Raw genomic sequence first — 16,565 nt, forward strand, 5'->3', positions numbered from 1 at the left:
CAAGCGAATTGGCAAAAGTGTTATGATGCATCGAGACCTTCCTCCGGTTCTGTGTGGTTTTGCAACTAACAGAGTAACCGAGGGAGGTCCTTTTTTTAATTGTCAACCGACTTTGTTACAGCCCTGTTATTTCCGAGGTTCGCTTTTTAAATTGGCTTAATTGATGGCAATTAAGCAACCCGCTCAGCTTGTTGTTGACTGATGGATTGTGCCTGTTTAACCGCTTCCTGATAGCTTGAAAGATAACTGGAAAAATCCTGTTCATTGGTGGGAAACATGCCATACCAGAAATAATCGAATCGGTCGGTTAAATAATTCATTGCCGGCAGCAGCGTAGAAAATCGCGCTACCTTCGTCAGATATTCATGATTGGTGGCATGGGCGTCCAATTCAATCAGGTTACGCTCGGAAAGCTCATATAACAACGCAATGTAAAGTTTACGGATGCCGGTGCGGAAATCTCCGGCTTTAGCGGCAGCAACAGCAGCATCAGCAAAATCTTTCGGCGTCATATGTTCATCAATCTCTTCACCAAGAACCGTCTTCTTTTTCGGTCTCTTTTTCGCCCACTTGAATTGCATCGCCATGCGAAACACGAAATATCCGACAACTCCTAATAAAACGATGAACAATCCGCGAATTGCCCACCCTCCTTGAGAACTTGCGCCAAACAACGCATTCCAGAGTTTCAACATGAGTTCGGAAAACATCTCCAATACGCGACGGCGAATCTCTTTGATTTTGGCAGTCAACCAGTTGTCTTTTTTTTCGCGGTATTTGTCATCGGCGAGAATTTTTTTGACCTGTGCATTCAACTCCTGCTTGTTGAGTTGCTCTTTTGAGATGTCTTCGGCTTCAATCAGGTGTTGATTGAGAGCTGATAATTTATTCTTCAAATTCTCCAAAATTTCATCGGTGTTATCGTTAGCCAGCCTGACCGATTCAAAAACCTTTAATTCATCATACAACCACTTATTATCAACATCGACCGTGCGATTATCTATGGTCACCTTTTCCCCGGCGGGGATTAAACTTTTGATGGCGCTGATGCCTTCCTCTGTATAAGCCTCATCCTTTTTAATCCGCTCCACCTGTTCGACGGCGCGATGAATCCGCGACTGGTAATTCAACAAAGTAGATTGGCAATAGCCTTCACCAGCCAGGAAAAATATGAACAAAATTGGCAGAATCGTTTTTTTCATCGAATCCCCGTTGCGTTTCCACAACGAATACAAAACCGCGCATTCGGTTCTAACGCCGAACCGCAATGATGACATATTTGATTTGTGACGCCAACATTTTCAATAGATGGCTTTTCCGGCGGGCGCGCAGATTCATTTGAATGGATTGGGGGTTCCGATTGCCCCCATCTTTCAGTGAATTGATTTGCAGCAGGTTGAGCCATTGGATTTGGGATTGATTGAACCACACAGTCAGGAACCGATACCGGTGGCGGTTGCGTTCGCGGGGGTTGCCATCCGGCAAGCCCCAACGGACTGGTTTGCACCGGAACGCGACCAAAATTGGTTTGATAAGGCATTTGATAGCCCATCACCGGCGCAGGTGCCATCTGCGGTTGCCAATAAAACCCGGGATTGACCTCTCTTGCCAGGAGTTCAATATCATACGCCTCTTTACGAACCCGGCTATCGAAATACAGCAGGGTGAACGCCACCATTTGAATCGGCAGCGATAATAAATTGATCAATTGACTGAATGAGGTATAGATCAAATTCCAGGTTGTACCTGCAATGAATTCGGCAGATAAAATATCGGCAAAATATAAAACCAACATTACCGGCAAAGTAATCGCGGTCAACAATGAAAGCGAGATAAAATAATTAAACAGTAAAATGGCTCCGACTTTATACCAGTTGCCTTTTCCGAGTTGCATGGCTCTCGATATAGCCTGTCCCGGCGATTGCCCTTCAATCATCACAATCTGCGGTAGAAATACCACTCGTGAAAGCACCACCAACATCGCGCCGATTCCCAAGCCAATCACCACCAAAGCCACGATTCCGGCAAATAACCCGGCAAGCCAGGCGGGAATCCCTGAAGATGCGGTTGCCAAAACCAGCACACTGACAACCAATACAACAACGATGGCAATGCCGTAAAAAATCATGCCGACAACCATGCCGATAACAATGACCAATAACGCCATCAAAAAAATATCGCCGAGTCGTTTGCGAACCGCTGAGAAACATTTTTTAAAGGTAATCGGTTCATTCAACATGATGTTGTCGCCAATGACTCGCGATAACCCTGAGATGGTTGCAAGGAACGCAAAAAGCCAGACCGGATAAAGCACCAACCCCAGAATCAGCATCAGAATTGCCAGCGGCGAAGGGTCTGGAGTTAAGACGCCGTCCTCACTGATTTGTCCGATCAAGAGTTTGGTGTACCCATAAAGCAACATGGTTTGCGCCAGGTATCCGGTTAGACTCGGCAACGCAACGATTGAAAGCAAGGGCGCAAAGTTGCGGCGATAAAGTCGCAAAGCGCGATCAATCACATCGCCGGTTGACATGGGTTCGAGAATGGTGAAATTTGCCATCAGTCGTTTCTATTCTTCGTTTCGTTTACCCATTAACCATAAAAGAAATTTTAATAAATAGAAACCGGGAATCCTTCATTCTTTGGGATTTGCTTTAATTTCCGGCGGTTTTTGCAACAGCAGAGGTAAGACGGGTTTCGTATGCTTCTCGCTCAAATAGCGTTCAAACATTCCGATTAATAAATTCACCCGCTCATCGGTTTCAGCAATAATGTTGGGAAATGACGAGACATTGTTCAGGGCGTGTTCCTGTAGGGCAGACATTTTTTCCATGATGTTGACCATCTTGGTCAATAAATCTTCGATATTCGCCATGCGTTCTTCGAGTTTGGCGATTCTTTCAACCTCACCCACTGCCCCTCGCTTGACGGCTTCCAACTCAGCCGCAAACTGTGCCTGTTGTTCGAGAATAAATTCCAAGGTTTTATTTTGTATTCCATTCGTCATAGGGATTCTCCGGGTGAACTGAAAGAACAGGGGCGAGTGTCGAGAGCCGTTCCAGCCCTCGACACTTTGATATTAACGAGAAACGGTTGCTGCCATCGCGCCGCGTCGTAAAACTTTGGTTGAGGTGAGGTGTTTCAACAATCCGGGTTTATCCAAAAAGTAACTTGGCGCAGCTTTGCTCCTGCTGAACAGCTTTTCCGCCTGATCATCCCAGTGTCCGCTTTCCTGGTGGTCGCTTTGACCGAGCGGAATAATCGCGTAGGATTTGGGCGGATTGCTCAGCACTACCACCTGCGTAGAAGTTTGCCCGGTATGCCCGACCATTTCGTTGCCTTTCTGTGAAAAGCTGATGGCACGCGGCGTTGCCATGCCGACGGCTTGCAAAGAACCGCCACCCACCGGGTAGGTTTTATTTCCCCCCTGACGCCCGACACGAAAATAACGACCATAGGAAACGCTGAGCGAGGCGAAGCTTGAATTTAACCACTCTGCCCCTTTAACCAGGGCATCAATAATTTGCTGGTTGGTTAACTCTTTCGGCGGATCAATCTCTCTTGCCAGTTTATCGCCAAGTCCGCGTTTAAAGGCATAGAAAGCCAGTGCGCCTTCCGAATCGGGGTCGCTACGGCGATTCCATTTTTGAATCAAGGCATAAACTTCACTGGCATTTTTCGGGATGCTTCTGCCTGCCCCACTCATTCGCTTCTCATCGAATTCTACTTCCCAGGCTTCTTTCATCTTCGCTTGCCAGAGTTCGGCATGGTAAACGCCCGGATAAAACGCCAGGTCAATGGCTTTCTCCAAATCCACCTGGTTCGCCTCATCCATCATTTGCGTAGCCATCTCGCCGCGCTGATGACGTGGAGCCGTGCGACTGGCGTTATAAAGATACGGTCTTTCGCTGTAGGTATCCGGCAACAATTCTTTCGGCGCATCTTTAATCATCGCAAACGGCGTGACATTGCAATTGTGCATATAACCGCTCGCAGGATTTTTTATCTGCACCAGGTCTTCGAGTTTATGAATCCCCTGCCATTCATTCGCCGAGGTGTTTCCCGGAATCGGTTTACTCGGATCAACGCCTTTCGGACGAATCGGCACGCGACCATTACGAACATAATAAATATCGCCTTGAACGGTGCCAATCATCACGTTCTGCTGCATGAGTTGGAATTGACTGATGGCTTTTTTCATCTCTTCGAGATTTTTTGCCTTGAGCATTTCATAAATCTGGTCTGACAAGCCGACCTCTTCGACGTAAGGAACGGCGAAGCTATAGGCTTTTCCGCCTTTGTGCGCAACGACCGGCCCGTGATGCGTATATTCGACTTCGACCTCTTTGACATCAAAACCTTTTTCAGTCTTCACGCCGATTTTCATCTTGCGCACCAGCATATCGCGCCACTTTCCATCATATTTATATTGTCGCGGATTTTGTGGATTGAGTTCTTCTTCGTAAACGTCCGACGTATCTGGTCCACCTGTGGTCATAGCAATCGAACAATAGCGGCTGTGTCCGAGACTGGGAATCGGCACGCCGAGAATCGACACCCCCGAAACACTGAAATCCCCCGCGTAAATCCGCACCTGATAAAAACGAAACTGTCCGTACCAGCTTAAGTGCGGGTCAATAATCGCCACCGGCGCGCCAAGCGTCGTGCGATTCGCCGCTATCAACATTTGATTGGAACCGCGATAGGCAGATGGGTCGGGTTGGATGCCTGCGCGTTGTAATTCCCCCGCGCATTCGCCGAGAGGCCAGCCGTAGATGATATAACGCGATAAGGAAATCACATCCCAGGGGCGAATCTCCTGTGCCCATCCGGGAACCTGTTCCGGATGTTCACGCATGAATTGTTTAATGCCTTCTTGATACGATTCAATCACGGCACGCATTTTCGGGCTAACCTGGTTATAACGCTCGCGACTGATTTCTTCGTGTCGCCACATCCGTTGCATCAAATCGTCCCGAAAATTTTCGGGTCCGAAAACTTCGGACATGGTGCCGTTGGCGCGACGATAATTTTTCAACAACTCTTCCAAACGGTCTTCCGCCTGGGCATAACCGATGGCATAAGCAGCGTCTTCAAGCGTGTTGGCAAACACATGCGGAATGCCGAAATCATCGCGATACAGCGTTGCCTGACCATTTGATTTAAAGATTTTTTGTTGAGCGGCTGAAAAATCAGCAAAAGGCACAAAAAAAGAAACTGAAATCAGTACCAGCAACAACCTCTTCATGGCATTCACTCCTTGATTTTTTATGATGGCAATGTCCGGGGAAAAGGAAGATTGGTATTTTTGATTAATGGTTTTCAACCCTCAACATTTCGCCCAGGTTCAATTAGAAAGCGCACGGATAATAAGCCAACTCTTAAAGTATTGTCCATCGCATCCGTGACAATTCATTAAATCCGCCGCTTAATTATTGTTGAAATTCCGTTTGAAATAAAAACCACTTGTTCGCTCAAGGGAAAATGTATATTCTTCCTCAGGCACACCAAATTCCTAATCATTTAAAAGCGTGATATGAAGAAACGACCGGGCAATCTCATTACCAGACGACAAGCTTTATTTTCTCTATCGGCATTGACCGCGAGTGCCTTTATAAATCCGTCTATCCTGCTTGCTGATGTCGCGCCACATCCCAGACACACCTTTGCGGTGATTGGCGATTGGGGAAGCGGCGACAAGGAAGAATTTGAACTCGCAAAAAAGATGTTCGAGGTCTATCAGAAAACTCCTTATGAGTGTGTATTGACAGTTGGCGATAACATTTACCCGGACGGCAATCCCAATTTAATCACCAAAAAATTTGAGCAACCTTTTGCAGACTTATTAAGCGCCAGTGTTCCTTTTTATGCGGCATTAGGTAACCACGATGTTGAAAAAGGGCGTGAAGCACAGACCAATTATCCGCTTTTCAATATGGGCGGAAAAAATTATTACGTGATTAACAAATGCGACGGGCTGGTCGATTTTTTCATGCTTGATTCAACCACATTCGATGAACGGCAAAAAGATTGGTTAGAGAAAAATCTTTCCGAATCACAAGCCAAATGGAAGATGGCATTTTTCCATCATCCGCTCTATTCATCCGGTAAAAAACATGGTCCGCAGGAAGAACTGCGCAAGATTTTAGAACCCATCTTTGTTAAATATGGCGTCAAGGTCGTGTTTCAAGGTCACGATCATTTTTACGAGAGATTGAACATTCAAAATGGCATTCAGTATTTTGTAACCGGCGGCGGCGGAAAACTGCGCAAAGGTGGTCTGGATTTGAAAAGCGGAATGCGGGCTGCCAGTTTCGATTTGGATAACCATTTCATGTTTATCGAAATCAATGAGAAAGAATTTACTTTCAAAGCCATCAGCCGCACCGGCAGCATTGTTGATGAAGGGGTGGTTAAAAAAGTCCTCAATGCGCAGGCGCAAACCGCCGGGACATCACTTTAATTTTTCAACAGTATTTACAGCGTCTTGGGCTTTACGGGGTGAGAGATTTTCAAAAAATTACTCACCCGCAATCTGGGCTTTTCGTCGCAAATTCAAAATCGCGCGACTATCAATTATTTTCGCGCCTGCGGCAATCATCTCGTTAAACGCCTTTTCACTGTCACCCGGCTGAACCTCGACGGCGCGAACCGCATCTGTAAAGACATAGACTTCATACCCCAGTTTCAAGCCATCCAGCGCCGTGGCTTTCACGCAATAATCCGTGGCAAGCCCTGCAATATAAATTTTACGCGCGCCATTTGCTTTCAAATACTCATTCAATGAACGCTCCTGGCTATCGATTCCTTCAAAACTTGAATAGGCATCTTTCTCTTTCGCAGATGCTTTGCGAAAAATATTCCTGATGCGCTGTTGATTGAGTTCGGAATGAAAGGCTGCCCCAAAGGTGTTCTGCATACAATGCGGAGGCCAGGGTCCGCCCTGCTCCTGAAATGAAATATGCCCGGCGGGGTGCCAATCCTGTGTAGCCACAACCAGCGGAAAAATCTTTTGCAATTGATTGATCACTGGAATAATTTCATCGCCTCGATTTACTCCAAGCGCCCCGCCCGGACAAAAATCGTTTTGCAGATCTACGATTAAAAATGCTGCATCTGTTAAAGCTTCCATCATTAACCTCCTGTCCAAAACTTATGAGCTAATATTAGCGATTATTGAGGTCTTTCAAAATATCAAATGAAAAACCATCAATCAGTAACCTGAGTTTTTGAAATGAACCGGCTTCCGATTGATGGTTGAAAAGTTATATCAATTCTCTTCTAAAAACCCAAGAATAGCTTGATAACTGCTCTCCGGTTTATCGGTGACAAAGATATGGCTGGCATCAGGAATCATCACCAGCCTGGCATTGGGAATTAAATCGGCAAGCATTTGCCCATTTTCCGGCGGCACCAGTTCGTCGGTTTCACCATGAATGACCAGTGTCGGGACGTTAATCTGTGACAAACGCTCACGCGATTCCCAGGTAAAAATCGCGCCGATTTGCCCAAGGTAGCCTTCCAGAGTCGGGTTCCATTGCAACCGGATGGCGAGGTCTTCTTCAATGAGTTCACGCGGCGTCGATTTATCATAAATATATGGAGCCATCGCCCAGGCGGCTTCCGCAGGGGGCATCATTGCACGGGATTTCAAAATATCCAACACTTGAGGGGATGCGGGCTTGATCTGTCTTCCACCAAAATTGGTGCACCCTAAAACCAGTGATTGAACGCGCTCGGGATAATTTAAAGTAAATTCCTGAGCAATCATTCCGCCCATCGAGATTCCGAAAATTCTCGCGCATTCAATCTCAGCCGCATCCATCACTCTGGCGACGTCGTCTGCCATATGGGCAATTGAATAGGGAAACATCGGAACATCGCTTCGCCCGACGCCACGATTATCAATCAGAATCGTCCGGTATTTTTCTTTCATCACCGGCAAGGTGCGATGCCACATATCCAGAGTCGATGCCAATCCCATGATTAACACCAATGGCTCGCCTTCGCCGTGTTCTTCCCAGTAAATTTTTAGCCCTTGATTTTCAATGAATGGCACAATTGCTCCTTAACGTTTGATTTGCTCTCCCCACTTGGTTTCCTGACGGATTTTGGCTTTTAAAATTTTCCCATTCGGGTTGCGCGGCAAAGGCGTTTGGCTGATTGCCACAAATTGCGGGACTTTAAAATCGGCAATCAATTCGCGAGTGAATCCGACCAGTTCCCTCGCATCAACCGTCTGTCCGGGTTTCGGAAAGACCACTGCGCCAACCTTTTCACCCATCACATCGTCGGGAACGCCAAGCACTGCCACTTCAAAAACCGCAGGGTGAGCCGAGATGGCATTTTCGACCTCGACACAATAAACATTTTCACCGCCGCGACAAATCATGTCTTTTTTGCGATCCACGATTTGCACAAACCCATCGGCATCGATTTTCGATAAGTCACCGGAATGCAACCAGCCGTCAATGAACGTATTCGCCGTCGCTTCGGGTTTATTCCAATAGCCTTTCACCACATTCTGCCCGCGAATGAGCAATTCGCCGACGCCGGTTTCGCTATCGACTTCAAACAATTCCACATCAACCACTGGGGCGGCAAAGCCTACGGTTTCCGGGCGCAGCTTCGCATATTCGTGCGGCAGGAAAGTTGAAACCGAAGAGGTTTCCGTAAGTCCAAAACCATTACCTAAACGCGCATTCGGGTAGGCATTGAGCAGTTGCGAAACCAGTTCGGGGGCAATCGGCGCACCGCCATAGGTCACCCAGCGAACGTGCGAGACATCCAAAGTTTTAAATTGCGGTTGATTGATTGCCAGCCAGTGAATTGCCGGAACCGAGGTGACGATGTCGGTCTTTTCTTCAACAATCGCTTTTAGAAAGTCCTGCACATTAAACGCAGGCATGATCACCACCGCGCCGCGCCCTTCAATGGTCGGCAACAATTGGCTGTTGCAACCGGTGACGTGAAAGAGCGGAACCGAGATTAAATTTTTGAGCGACCCGTCGCGTTCCATTCCAAGGTTGATGCGAAAACAGGTTTCGACATTCGACAGGAAATTTTCATGCGTGGTCATCGCGCCTTTGGGAAAACCGGTGGTGCCACTGGTATAAAAAATCGCCGATACTTCATCACGGGTTATGTCTTCAACGACGAACGGGTCACCGGTTGGTAACGATGCGCCCGGTTGAAACATATATTTCGAGCCGGAATCATTGACGACATATTCAACTTCGGATTCACTGAAGCGCGTATTGACCGGCACGGCTATCGCGCCGCACATCTGTACACCGTAAAATGCCAGGCACCAATCGACGCCATTCTGTAAACGAACCGCAACCCGGTCGCCACGTTCAATACCAAGTTTTTTCAAGCCACCGGCAACGCGCGCGGCTTCGTCCCAAAACTCACGATAGGTCAATCGTCTGCCGCCGAGTTCGATTAACGCTTCGTTACCGGGCATCTCATCAACCGAGGCGCGAAGCATCTCAACAATCGAATTTTTTAAATCCGTATAACGAGCAATTCCCTGCTCATCACGTTCTACGCCTGCTCTATCAAATGGATAATTCATAGCTGCCTTTCTGGAATTCAGAATGCCGGAAACGATGAACGATGAACGATGAACAGATATTAAATCTTTTTGTTCATCCTTCATCATTCATACTTCATACTTTCTTCAATCTGACTCCCGACTCCTGAATTCTTCAAATTTAATACGTCCCTTGCACTTCAAAAATTTTTCGCGGGTTATCGACCAGCATGGTGTGAATCTGTTCGGCAGTCACGCCCTGTTCTTTAAGCGCCGGAATGACATCGTTATGAATGTGCAGGAAATGCCATTTCGGGAGAATGACCGGCAGCGCCTCTTCCGGCAGCCAGTCATTAAAACAGGCGGCGTCCTGTGAAAGTACCATTTTATCGGCAAACCCGCGTTTGCAAAGTTCGGCTACGGTGGTCACACGATCTTCAAATGGCAACAGCGTATCGATGCCAAACCTGTCCATACCGATGTAAGAACCCGATGCCATCAACTTTTCGAGATAATCTAAATCCGTGGTGTCGCCCGAATGACCGATGATGACGCGGGACAGGTTTACACCTTCTTCTTCAAAGATGCGCTGTTGTTCAAGCCCGCGTTCAGTATGCGCGTGGGTATGCGTAGAAATCGGCACGCCGGTTTTGCGATGGGCTTGGGCGACAGCGCGCAACACACGTTCTACGCCTTCGGTGACGCCTTGCCGGTCGGTAGCGCATTTCAAAATCGCGGCTTTGACACTGGTTCCGGCGATGCCTTCTTCGATGTCGCGCACGAACATATCAACCATCAGTTCCGGACCTTCGAGAATCGTGCCGGGTCCACGAAAATGAAAATACATCGGGATGTCGTTGTAGGTGTAAACGCCTGTAGCGACGATGATATTGATGTCGGTTTCCTCGGCGATGCGTTGAATGCGCGGTATGTAGCGACCAAGACCGATAACCGTGAGATCAACCACCGAATCGACGCCTCGCGCTTTGAGTTCATTCATTCGCGCGATGGCATCACTGACGCGCTTTTCTTCATCGCCCCAGATTTCCGGGTAGTTTTGATTGATTTCCGACGAGAGCACGAAGATATGTTCGTGCATCAACGTCTGCCCAAGATTGTCAGTACCAATCGCGCCTTTAACGGTATTAATTTGTGGCATAGACCCTTCCCATCTTAGTTAATTTATTTCCTTCTTATTTTTTTCATATCCAATTTTAATTTGTTCAAAGTTATTCTCAACTTCACGATGGTAATAAATAAAATCAAGAATTTCATTTACTTCATCTTTTCTTACAATATTTAACCGTTTTGCAAGAACATAAACTGCACCGGAAAACCTAAAAATGCGATGCCGTATGTCTTTATATTCAGGATTGAAGAGATCATCTTTATAATTGGCGGGAAGATTTTGTTCCGCTATTTTTAGAAACTCCTGGTCTTCCCGAATAATATTTATAATCTCATTTTCCAGTTCTGCACTTTCAAATCTTTCAATTCTCCTAAAGATATAAAATGCATTATCCATTCTGTCCAAATCGTTAATTATTCGCTTAATACCTGGAATCGCTGCTTTTTTACAACCAAATAGAGCACTTATGACAAATAAGTTGACTTCACGAACATTCGTTTTAGAAATGGATTCCAAAGTACTCGCTCGTTTTATTAAATCCTCCGTTTCCATTGCCCGGTCGAAAATTTCTTTAGCTCCAACCACCTCCAAAATATTCTTTCTTAGAAATTCATTAACCTTCCCCTCTACTGAATCTGCAAACGATTTTACTGAAATTAAATTCGCCATTGAATGCTCGATATTTAAAAAGAAATAAGCATCATCATTTTCAAACCAAATCACAGGTAGGTAGTAATGATTAACCTTTTCAAATGGTTCCCACTCTTTAACATTCGGGTTGGTATTTTCTAAAATTGAAGATTCCTGATTAAATTTTGTTTGTAAAGGCTTCTCCGTTAAAAAGAGAACCATCTTTTTCCCTAATACAAGGTTCAATCCCGAAACATTATCACCGAAATCTTTAATTATTCTCAGGTTCATATCTTTGAAAGGTTTTAATTCAGGGAAAAATAATTCCTCCCCAGGTTTCAAATCTCCTTTAAGAGATTCAATGACCGTTACCCTGCCATCTATGTCTGTCCCTTCGGTCACAATAACAATATGTGTTGAAAACCATGCATAGCTATACGGGTCAAAAGGTGCAGGGGTACTGGCGTTTACAATAAATGGGATAAATAGGAAAAAAGTCAGAGAAACAAATTTTACTACTCTCAAGAATTTCTCCTTCCCTAAAATTTTTTATACATTCAACGCAGTCAAACAATCATGGTTCCATCATCGACGACAATGCCTTGACTGGTGATTTATGGGAAAAATCTTTTCGCCAATGCTTCAACCTATTGCCAGAGGCTTTGCACCAAGTCTCGCATTACTACGGTCAACCCTCGCCATTCTTTTTCTGAAAACTGGTTTACTGCCTGTATGATTCGTGTATGAATCTTCAGTTCATTTGGTTGACGAAGGCGAATGATTAAAATGCCAAAGTGTGATTCTTCCCGACGATGAAGAAAACCCTTATCTGTGGTGATTAGTAATCGCTCTTCGGCTTGAACCTTTTCCCATAAAAGGTTGTCTTCCATTCCCTCTTCTTGTGTGCCACGAATATCGAGTACATCGTGACCAAGGTTTTGCAACTCGGTAACCGTGCTTTTCGGAATGTTTTCATCCACGAAAATTTTCATGCATTATGCAACCCCTTCAAGTGGCGTTACCTGTTCTTCAGCCAGCGCGGCTGCATACTCTAAACAAGCCAGGATGTCTGCACGCTCGATTGAAGGGTAAGCTTTGAGCAAATCATCAATTGTATCGCCATTCGCCATCATTCCGATGATTTGATAAACCGGAATGCGTGTGCCTTTTATGCAAGCCTGTCCGTGACAAACTTTAGGATTGATTGAAATTCTTTCGTGCATAATTTAGGACTCCTATTTCTTTTGAGTCATTATCGCGCTCTATCAATTTCTAAACAATCGTGGTTCCGCCATCGACGACGATGCCTTGCCCGGTGATGTAATTTGAAGCGTCGGCGGCGAGGAACACGGCTACGCCTTTGAGTTCGCCGGGGCTGCCGATGCGTCCCATCGGCGAGGAACTCTTTATCGCTTCGGTGGCATTCTCGATAATTTTGTCAGCCATTCGCGAAGAGAAAAAGCCCGGACAGATGGCATTCACGCGAATGTTATGTTGCGCCCATTCGGCGGCAAGCGCCCGCGTCAGTGATAACAATCCGCCTTTTGCCGCATTGTATGCGGAGGTCTGTTGAATATCGGGCGTCGAAGCGATGATTCCGGCAATCGATGCGACATTAATAATCCGCCCATATTTGCGTTTAATCATCTCGCGTCCGGCAGCCTGTGAAAACAGAAACGCGCCGGTCAAATCAATGTCAATTACCATCTTCCATTTTTCAACCGGCAAATCTTCGGCGGCTTGCCCCCACGCAACGCCCGCGTTATTTACCAGAATATCGACCTGCCCGAAAGTCTCTACAGTCTTACTGACTGCCGCTTGCACGTCTTCGGGATTCGAGACATCGCAAATCACCCCTTCGCATTTCACGCCGTGGGCTTTGAAGGCTTCAACAGTCGGCGTCAACCATTGTTCGCGACGAGCGACCAACATCAATGATGCGCCGGCTTCGGCTAAGCCTTCTGCCATCTCAGCGCCAAGCCCGCGCGACCCGCCGGTAACCAGTGCGACTTTTCCGCTCAAATCAAATAACTCTTTCAGCTTTTTCATGATGATTCCTTGTGGTGTTGGATTTTAAATAAAAATTGCCGAGTAAATTTACAGCAAAGTTTTTCAACGCGCCAAGCGCAGGGCGACTTTATCAAATTAAAGCCAAATGCAATTTCGCTTACGATGTCATAAAAATAAATTAATTGACCGTGTTAGTTTCCTATGTTATCAAGGTAAGGAATTATTTGGGCAATGCTCGGCAATCGTATGCAATTTCAATCAAACAAATTGAAAAACAACCGAATGAATATCGCTTTGTCCGCAAACAGCCTCTTCTCTAAAGCCATAATCAACAACATCGCCGTCATTATTATTATCGCCATTATTAGCATTATTGTACGCACCTGACGGCACGCGAAAACGCAAACATAAGTTTTAGCGAAAGCCGTCATCCACAAAAAAAGGATGACGGCTTTTGAATTTTACGAGGAGAAAATGACAGCTTTACACAAACAATATCCACTCTCACTGGTCAAAGCGGCACTGCACGACAGAACGGTCGCAAAATCAGAACCGGTTGAAATGCGCGGCGCGAAAATTTTATGTGAAGCCTTGCTGCGCGAAGGCGTTGATACAATTTTCGGTTATCCGGGCGGCGCAGTCCTGCACATCTACGACGAGCTGTTTAATTATCAAGACCGTTTGCATCACGTTCTGGTGCGCCACGAACAGGGCGCTGTGCATATGGCAGAAGGTTATGCGAAAGCCACAGGAAAAGTCGGCGTCGCGCTCGTCACCTCCGGTCCCGGCGCAACCAATGCCGTAACCGGAATCGCTGACGCCATGCTCGACTCCGTGCCGCTTGTGGTTATCTCCGGCAACGTGCCAAGTAAACTCATCGGTTCGGATGCCTTTCAGGAAGTCGATACCGTAGGCATCACACGTCAATGTACAAAATATAATTATCTGGTTACCGATGTTCGCGATTTGGCTGGGGTCATCAAAGAGGCATTTCACGTCGCCAGCAGCGGGCGTCCAGGTCCCGTCTTGATTGATATTCCCAAAGACATTTCGGGCGAAAAGACTTTGTTTGAATACCCCGAAGAATTACACCTGACGAGTTATCATTCACAGCATTTCGGTGATGCGGCGCTGGTGAAAGCAGCGGTCGAAATGATGTGCGAAGCCCGACAACCGATTTTGTATGTCGGGGGTGGCGTGGTGCATTCGGCGGGAGTGGATGAACTGCTGGAACTCGCAGAAAAATTATCCCTGCCGGTTACGCCAACGCTTATGGGACTCGGTTGTTTCCCGTCGGGTCATCCGCTTTGTCTGGGAATGCTCGGCATGCATGGAACTTACTGGGCGAATATGGCGATTTCCGATGCCGATTTAATTGTCGCTATCGGGGTTCGCTTCGATGACCGCGTCACCGGCGCATTAAACAAATTCGCACCCGACGCAAAAATCGTCCACGTCGATATAGACCCGACTTCAATCAACAAAAACCGCCGCGTCGAAGTCGGCATCGAAGGCGATGCCAAAACCGTGATGCAACAGATGCTCGATATGCTTTCAGATGAAGCAGGCGAAACGAGCAACTCCCGTCTTGAAAATTGGTGGGCGCAAATCAATGGATGGAAAAATCATGCGCCACTCACCTATGTGAAATCCGAATCCGTCATCAAGCCGCAACAACTCATTGAAGAACTTTACCGATTGACCGATGGGGATGCCATCGTTGCAACCGATGTCGGACAGCACCAGATGTGGGTGGCGCAATACTATCCGTTCAACAGTTCGCGCCAATGGTTGACTTCGGGCGGACTCGGCACTATGGGCTTTGGACTTCCGGCAGCCATCGGCGCACAGGTCGCTTTTCCTGACCGCCAGGTTATCGCCTTTGTCGGTGACGGCGGATTTCAAATGACCGCGCAGGAACTTGCGGCGGCTGTGCAATATCAAGCCAATGTCAAAGTCGTGGTGATGAATAACGGCTATCTGGGAATGGTTCGCCAATGGCAGGAGATGTTTTACAACCGTCAATATTCGCACGTCGGCATGCAATGCCAACCGGATTTCGTGGCGCTTGCCAAAGCCTATGGCGCGACCGGTCTCAGAGCCAATTCACCCGATGAATTGCGAAGTGTCCTGCAAGAAGGACTCAGCACACCCGGCGTAGTGGTAATCGATGTTGTAGTGTCCGAAGAAGAAAACGTTTTTCCGATGGTTCCCGCGGGAGCCGGACTGAAAGAAATGGTTCTGGGTTAATCAATATGACTAAAAGGAGCGGTATGTCTTTCGATAAAACCAAATGGGTCTGGATGAATGGTGAAATGGTTGAATGGCACCAAGCCAATTTCCACGTTTCATCACACGCTTTACATTACGGCACCGGCGTATTTGAAGGAATGCGCTGTTATGAAACCGATGAGGGCGCAGCGGTCTTCCGCATGGATGCGCATCTTGATCGACTTTATACCTCGGCGAGCGTGTATGGTTTAGACCTTCCGTATTCACAAGTTGAATTGGCGAATGCTGTTTGTGAAGTCATTGAACGCAACGGCTTCAACAGTTGTTATATTCGCCCCATCTGTTTTTTTGGCAGCAATGTGCTCGGCTTGGTGCCAAGAAATTGCCCGGTTGAAGTGGTGGTTTTCGCCTGGGAATGGGCACCGCTGCTTGGTCAGGAATCGCTGGAAAAAGGGGTTCGCATCACGGTTTCGCCGTGGACGAAATTTCATTCGCGAATGATGCCAACCACTGCAAAAGCCAGCGGTCAATATCTGAACTCGATACTTGCAGTGCGCGATGCGCAGGCGCGAGGTTTTGATGAAGCGATTTTGCTTGATGAAAAAGGCAACCTCGCAGAAGGTCCCGGCGAAAACCTGTTTATTGTTAGTGACAATAAAATTTTTACCAACGATGAAAGCTCATCCATTTTAATGGGCATCACTCGCGATGCGGCTATCGAACTGGCAGAAGATTTAGGCTACAGGGTCAAGGTTTGTAAATTGACTTTGAACGATCTGATGGCTGCCGATGAAGCGTTTTTTACGGGAACGGCTGCCGAAATTACGCCGATTCGCGAAGTTGATTTTAACCCGATAGGCGATGGCACACGCGGCAAGGTGACTCACGAGTTGCAACAGGCATTTTTTGCTGCGGTACAGGGAAAATCCGCCGCCCACAGAAAATGGCTTCATTTTGTTGCGCGTCCGAATCAGCCATTTCTTTCAGAGCCTTTAACGTCAGAAGCTTTTGTGAGCGTCGGAGATTGAA

General features: G+C 46.9%; 15 protein-coding genes. 3 read left to right on the forward strand and 12 right to left on the reverse strand.

Annotated elements, in window-relative coordinates:
- Positions 1-170 precede the first annotated feature (170 nt).
- The 4 genes from AB1757_15140 to AB1757_15155 form a co-directional block, all read right to left on the reverse strand.
- Entirely contained in the window at positions 171-1,202 is a 1,032-nt protein-coding gene (locus tag AB1757_15140) for a DUF4129 domain-containing protein (protein MEW6128372.1), read from the reverse strand.
- On the reverse strand, positions 1,199-2,560 hold the full coding sequence (locus AB1757_15145) for a zinc-ribbon domain-containing protein (protein ID MEW6128373.1): 1,362 nt from the start codon (positions 2,558-2,560) through the stop codon (positions 1,199-1,201). The genes AB1757_15140 and AB1757_15145 overlap by 4 nt, the downstream gene beginning before the upstream one ends.
- A 75-nt stretch (positions 2,561-2,635) precedes the next feature.
- Positions 2,636-3,007 (reverse strand): hypothetical protein, encoded by a 372-nt coding sequence (locus AB1757_15150; protein MEW6128374.1) that lies wholly within the window; start codon positions 3,005-3,007, stop codon positions 2,636-2,638.
- Between the two features lie 72 nt (positions 3,008-3,079).
- Entirely contained in the window at positions 3,080-5,248 is a 2,169-nt protein-coding gene (locus AB1757_15155) for a penicillin acylase family protein (GenBank protein ID MEW6128375.1), read from the reverse strand.
- 288 nt (positions 5,249-5,536) lie between these two features.
- Here AB1757_15155 and AB1757_15160 point away from each other — a divergent pair, with 288 nt between their 5' ends.
- On the forward strand, positions 5,537-6,463 hold the full coding sequence (locus tag AB1757_15160) for a metallophosphoesterase (GenBank protein MEW6128376.1): 927 nt from the start codon (positions 5,537-5,539) through the stop codon (positions 6,461-6,463).
- Between the two features lie 57 nt (positions 6,464-6,520).
- Here AB1757_15160 and pncA read toward each other — a convergent pair whose 3' ends face one another.
- From pncA to AB1757_15200, 8 genes are all read right to left on the reverse strand, one after another.
- Complete coding sequence (pncA, locus tag AB1757_15165) at positions 6,521-7,135, reverse strand: bifunctional nicotinamidase/pyrazinamidase (GenBank protein ID MEW6128377.1); 615 nt, start codon at positions 7,133-7,135, stop codon at positions 6,521-6,523.
- A gap of 135 nt (positions 7,136-7,270) precedes the next feature.
- Positions 7,271-8,059 (reverse strand): alpha/beta fold hydrolase, encoded by a 789-nt coding sequence (locus AB1757_15170; protein ID MEW6128378.1) that lies wholly within the window; start codon positions 8,057-8,059, stop codon positions 7,271-7,273.
- Positions 8,060-8,068: 9 nt separating this feature from the next.
- Complete coding sequence (locus tag AB1757_15175; GenBank protein ID MEW6128379.1) at positions 8,069-9,664, reverse strand: AMP-binding protein; 1,596 nt, start codon at positions 9,662-9,664, stop codon at positions 8,069-8,071.
- Between the two features lie 52 nt (positions 9,665-9,716).
- Positions 9,717-10,694 (reverse strand): phosphotriesterase-related protein, encoded by a 978-nt coding sequence (locus tag AB1757_15180; protein ID MEW6128380.1) that lies wholly within the window; start codon positions 10,692-10,694, stop codon positions 9,717-9,719.
- 18 nt (positions 10,695-10,712) lie between these two features.
- Positions 10,713-11,819 (reverse strand): hypothetical protein, encoded by a 1,107-nt coding sequence (locus AB1757_15185; GenBank protein ID MEW6128381.1) that lies wholly within the window; start codon positions 11,817-11,819, stop codon positions 10,713-10,715.
- A gap of 122 nt (positions 11,820-11,941) precedes the next feature.
- The gene (locus AB1757_15190) at positions 11,942-12,286 is read right to left on the reverse strand and encodes a DUF5615 family PIN-like protein (protein MEW6128382.1); all 345 of its coding nucleotides are present in this window, start codon (positions 12,284-12,286) and stop codon (positions 11,942-11,944) included.
- A 3-nt stretch (positions 12,287-12,289) separates the two neighbouring features.
- A complete protein-coding gene (locus AB1757_15195) occupies positions 12,290-12,517 on the reverse strand; it encodes a DUF433 domain-containing protein (protein ID MEW6128383.1) in 228 nt (75 codons plus the stop codon).
- A gap of 49 nt (positions 12,518-12,566) precedes the next feature.
- The gene (locus AB1757_15200; GenBank protein ID MEW6128384.1) at positions 12,567-13,343 is read right to left on the reverse strand and encodes an SDR family oxidoreductase; all 777 of its coding nucleotides are present in this window, start codon (positions 13,341-13,343) and stop codon (positions 12,567-12,569) included.
- A gap of 522 nt (positions 13,344-13,865) precedes the next feature.
- On the opposite strand from AB1757_15200, the gene ilvB reads away from it, so the two are divergent.
- Positions 13,866-15,554, forward strand: coding sequence for a biosynthetic-type acetolactate synthase large subunit (gene ilvB, locus AB1757_15205; GenBank protein ID MEW6128385.1), 1,689 nt, complete (start codon positions 13,866-13,868; stop codon positions 15,552-15,554).
- A 23-nt stretch (positions 15,555-15,577) separates the two neighbouring features.
- Positions 15,578-16,564: a branched-chain amino acid transaminase gene (locus AB1757_15210; GenBank protein ID MEW6128386.1), complete on the forward strand. Its 987-nt coding sequence runs from the start codon at positions 15,578-15,580 to the stop codon at positions 16,562-16,564.
- Position 16,565 lies beyond the last annotated feature (1 nt).

The sequence above is a fragment of the Acidobacteriota bacterium genome (genome assembly GCA_040754075.1).
In the GTDB taxonomy this organism is placed as follows: domain Bacteria; phylum Acidobacteriota; class Blastocatellia; order UBA7656; family UBA7656; genus JBFMDH01.

Coding starts and splice junctions, on each gene's coding strand:
- AB1757_15140 (MEW6128372.1), bottom strand. CDS start 1,202: ATGAAAAAAACGATTCTGCCAATTTTGTTCATATTTTTCCTGGCTGGT.
- AB1757_15145 (MEW6128373.1), bottom strand. CDS start 2,560: ATGGCAAATTTCACCATTCTCGAACCCATGTCAACCGGCGATGTGATT.
- AB1757_15150 (MEW6128374.1), bottom strand. CDS start 3,007: ATGACGAATGGAATACAAAATAAAACCTTGGAATTTATTCTCGAACAA.
- AB1757_15155 (MEW6128375.1), bottom strand. CDS start 5,248: ATGAAGAGGTTGTTGCTGGTACTGATTTCAGTTTCTTTTTTTGTGCCT.
- AB1757_15160 (MEW6128376.1), top strand. CDS start 5,537: ATGAAGAAACGACCGGGCAATCTCATTACCAGACGACAAGCTTTATTT.
- pncA (MEW6128377.1), bottom strand. CDS start 7,135: ATGATGGAAGCTTTAACAGATGCAGCATTTTTAATCGTAGATCTGCAA.
- AB1757_15175 (MEW6128379.1), bottom strand. CDS start 9,664: ATGATGAAGGATGAACAAAAAGATTTAATATCTGTTCATCGTTCATCG.
- AB1757_15180 (MEW6128380.1), bottom strand. CDS start 10,694: ATGCCACAAATTAATACCGTTAAAGGCGCGATTGGTACTGACAATCTT.
- AB1757_15190 (MEW6128382.1), bottom strand. CDS start 12,286: ATGAAAATTTTCGTGGATGAAAACATTCCGAAAAGCACGGTTACCGAG.
- AB1757_15195 (MEW6128383.1), bottom strand. CDS start 12,517: ATGCACGAAAGAATTTCAATCAATCCTAAAGTTTGTCACGGACAGGCT.
- AB1757_15200 (MEW6128384.1), bottom strand. CDS start 13,343: ATGAAAAAGCTGAAAGAGTTATTTGATTTGAGCGGAAAAGTCGCACTG.
- ilvB (MEW6128385.1), top strand. CDS start 13,866: ATGCGCGGCGCGAAAATTTTATGTGAAGCCTTGCTGCGCGAAGGCGTT.
- AB1757_15210 (MEW6128386.1), top strand. CDS start 15,578: ATGTCTTTCGATAAAACCAAATGGGTCTGGATGAATGGTGAAATGGTT.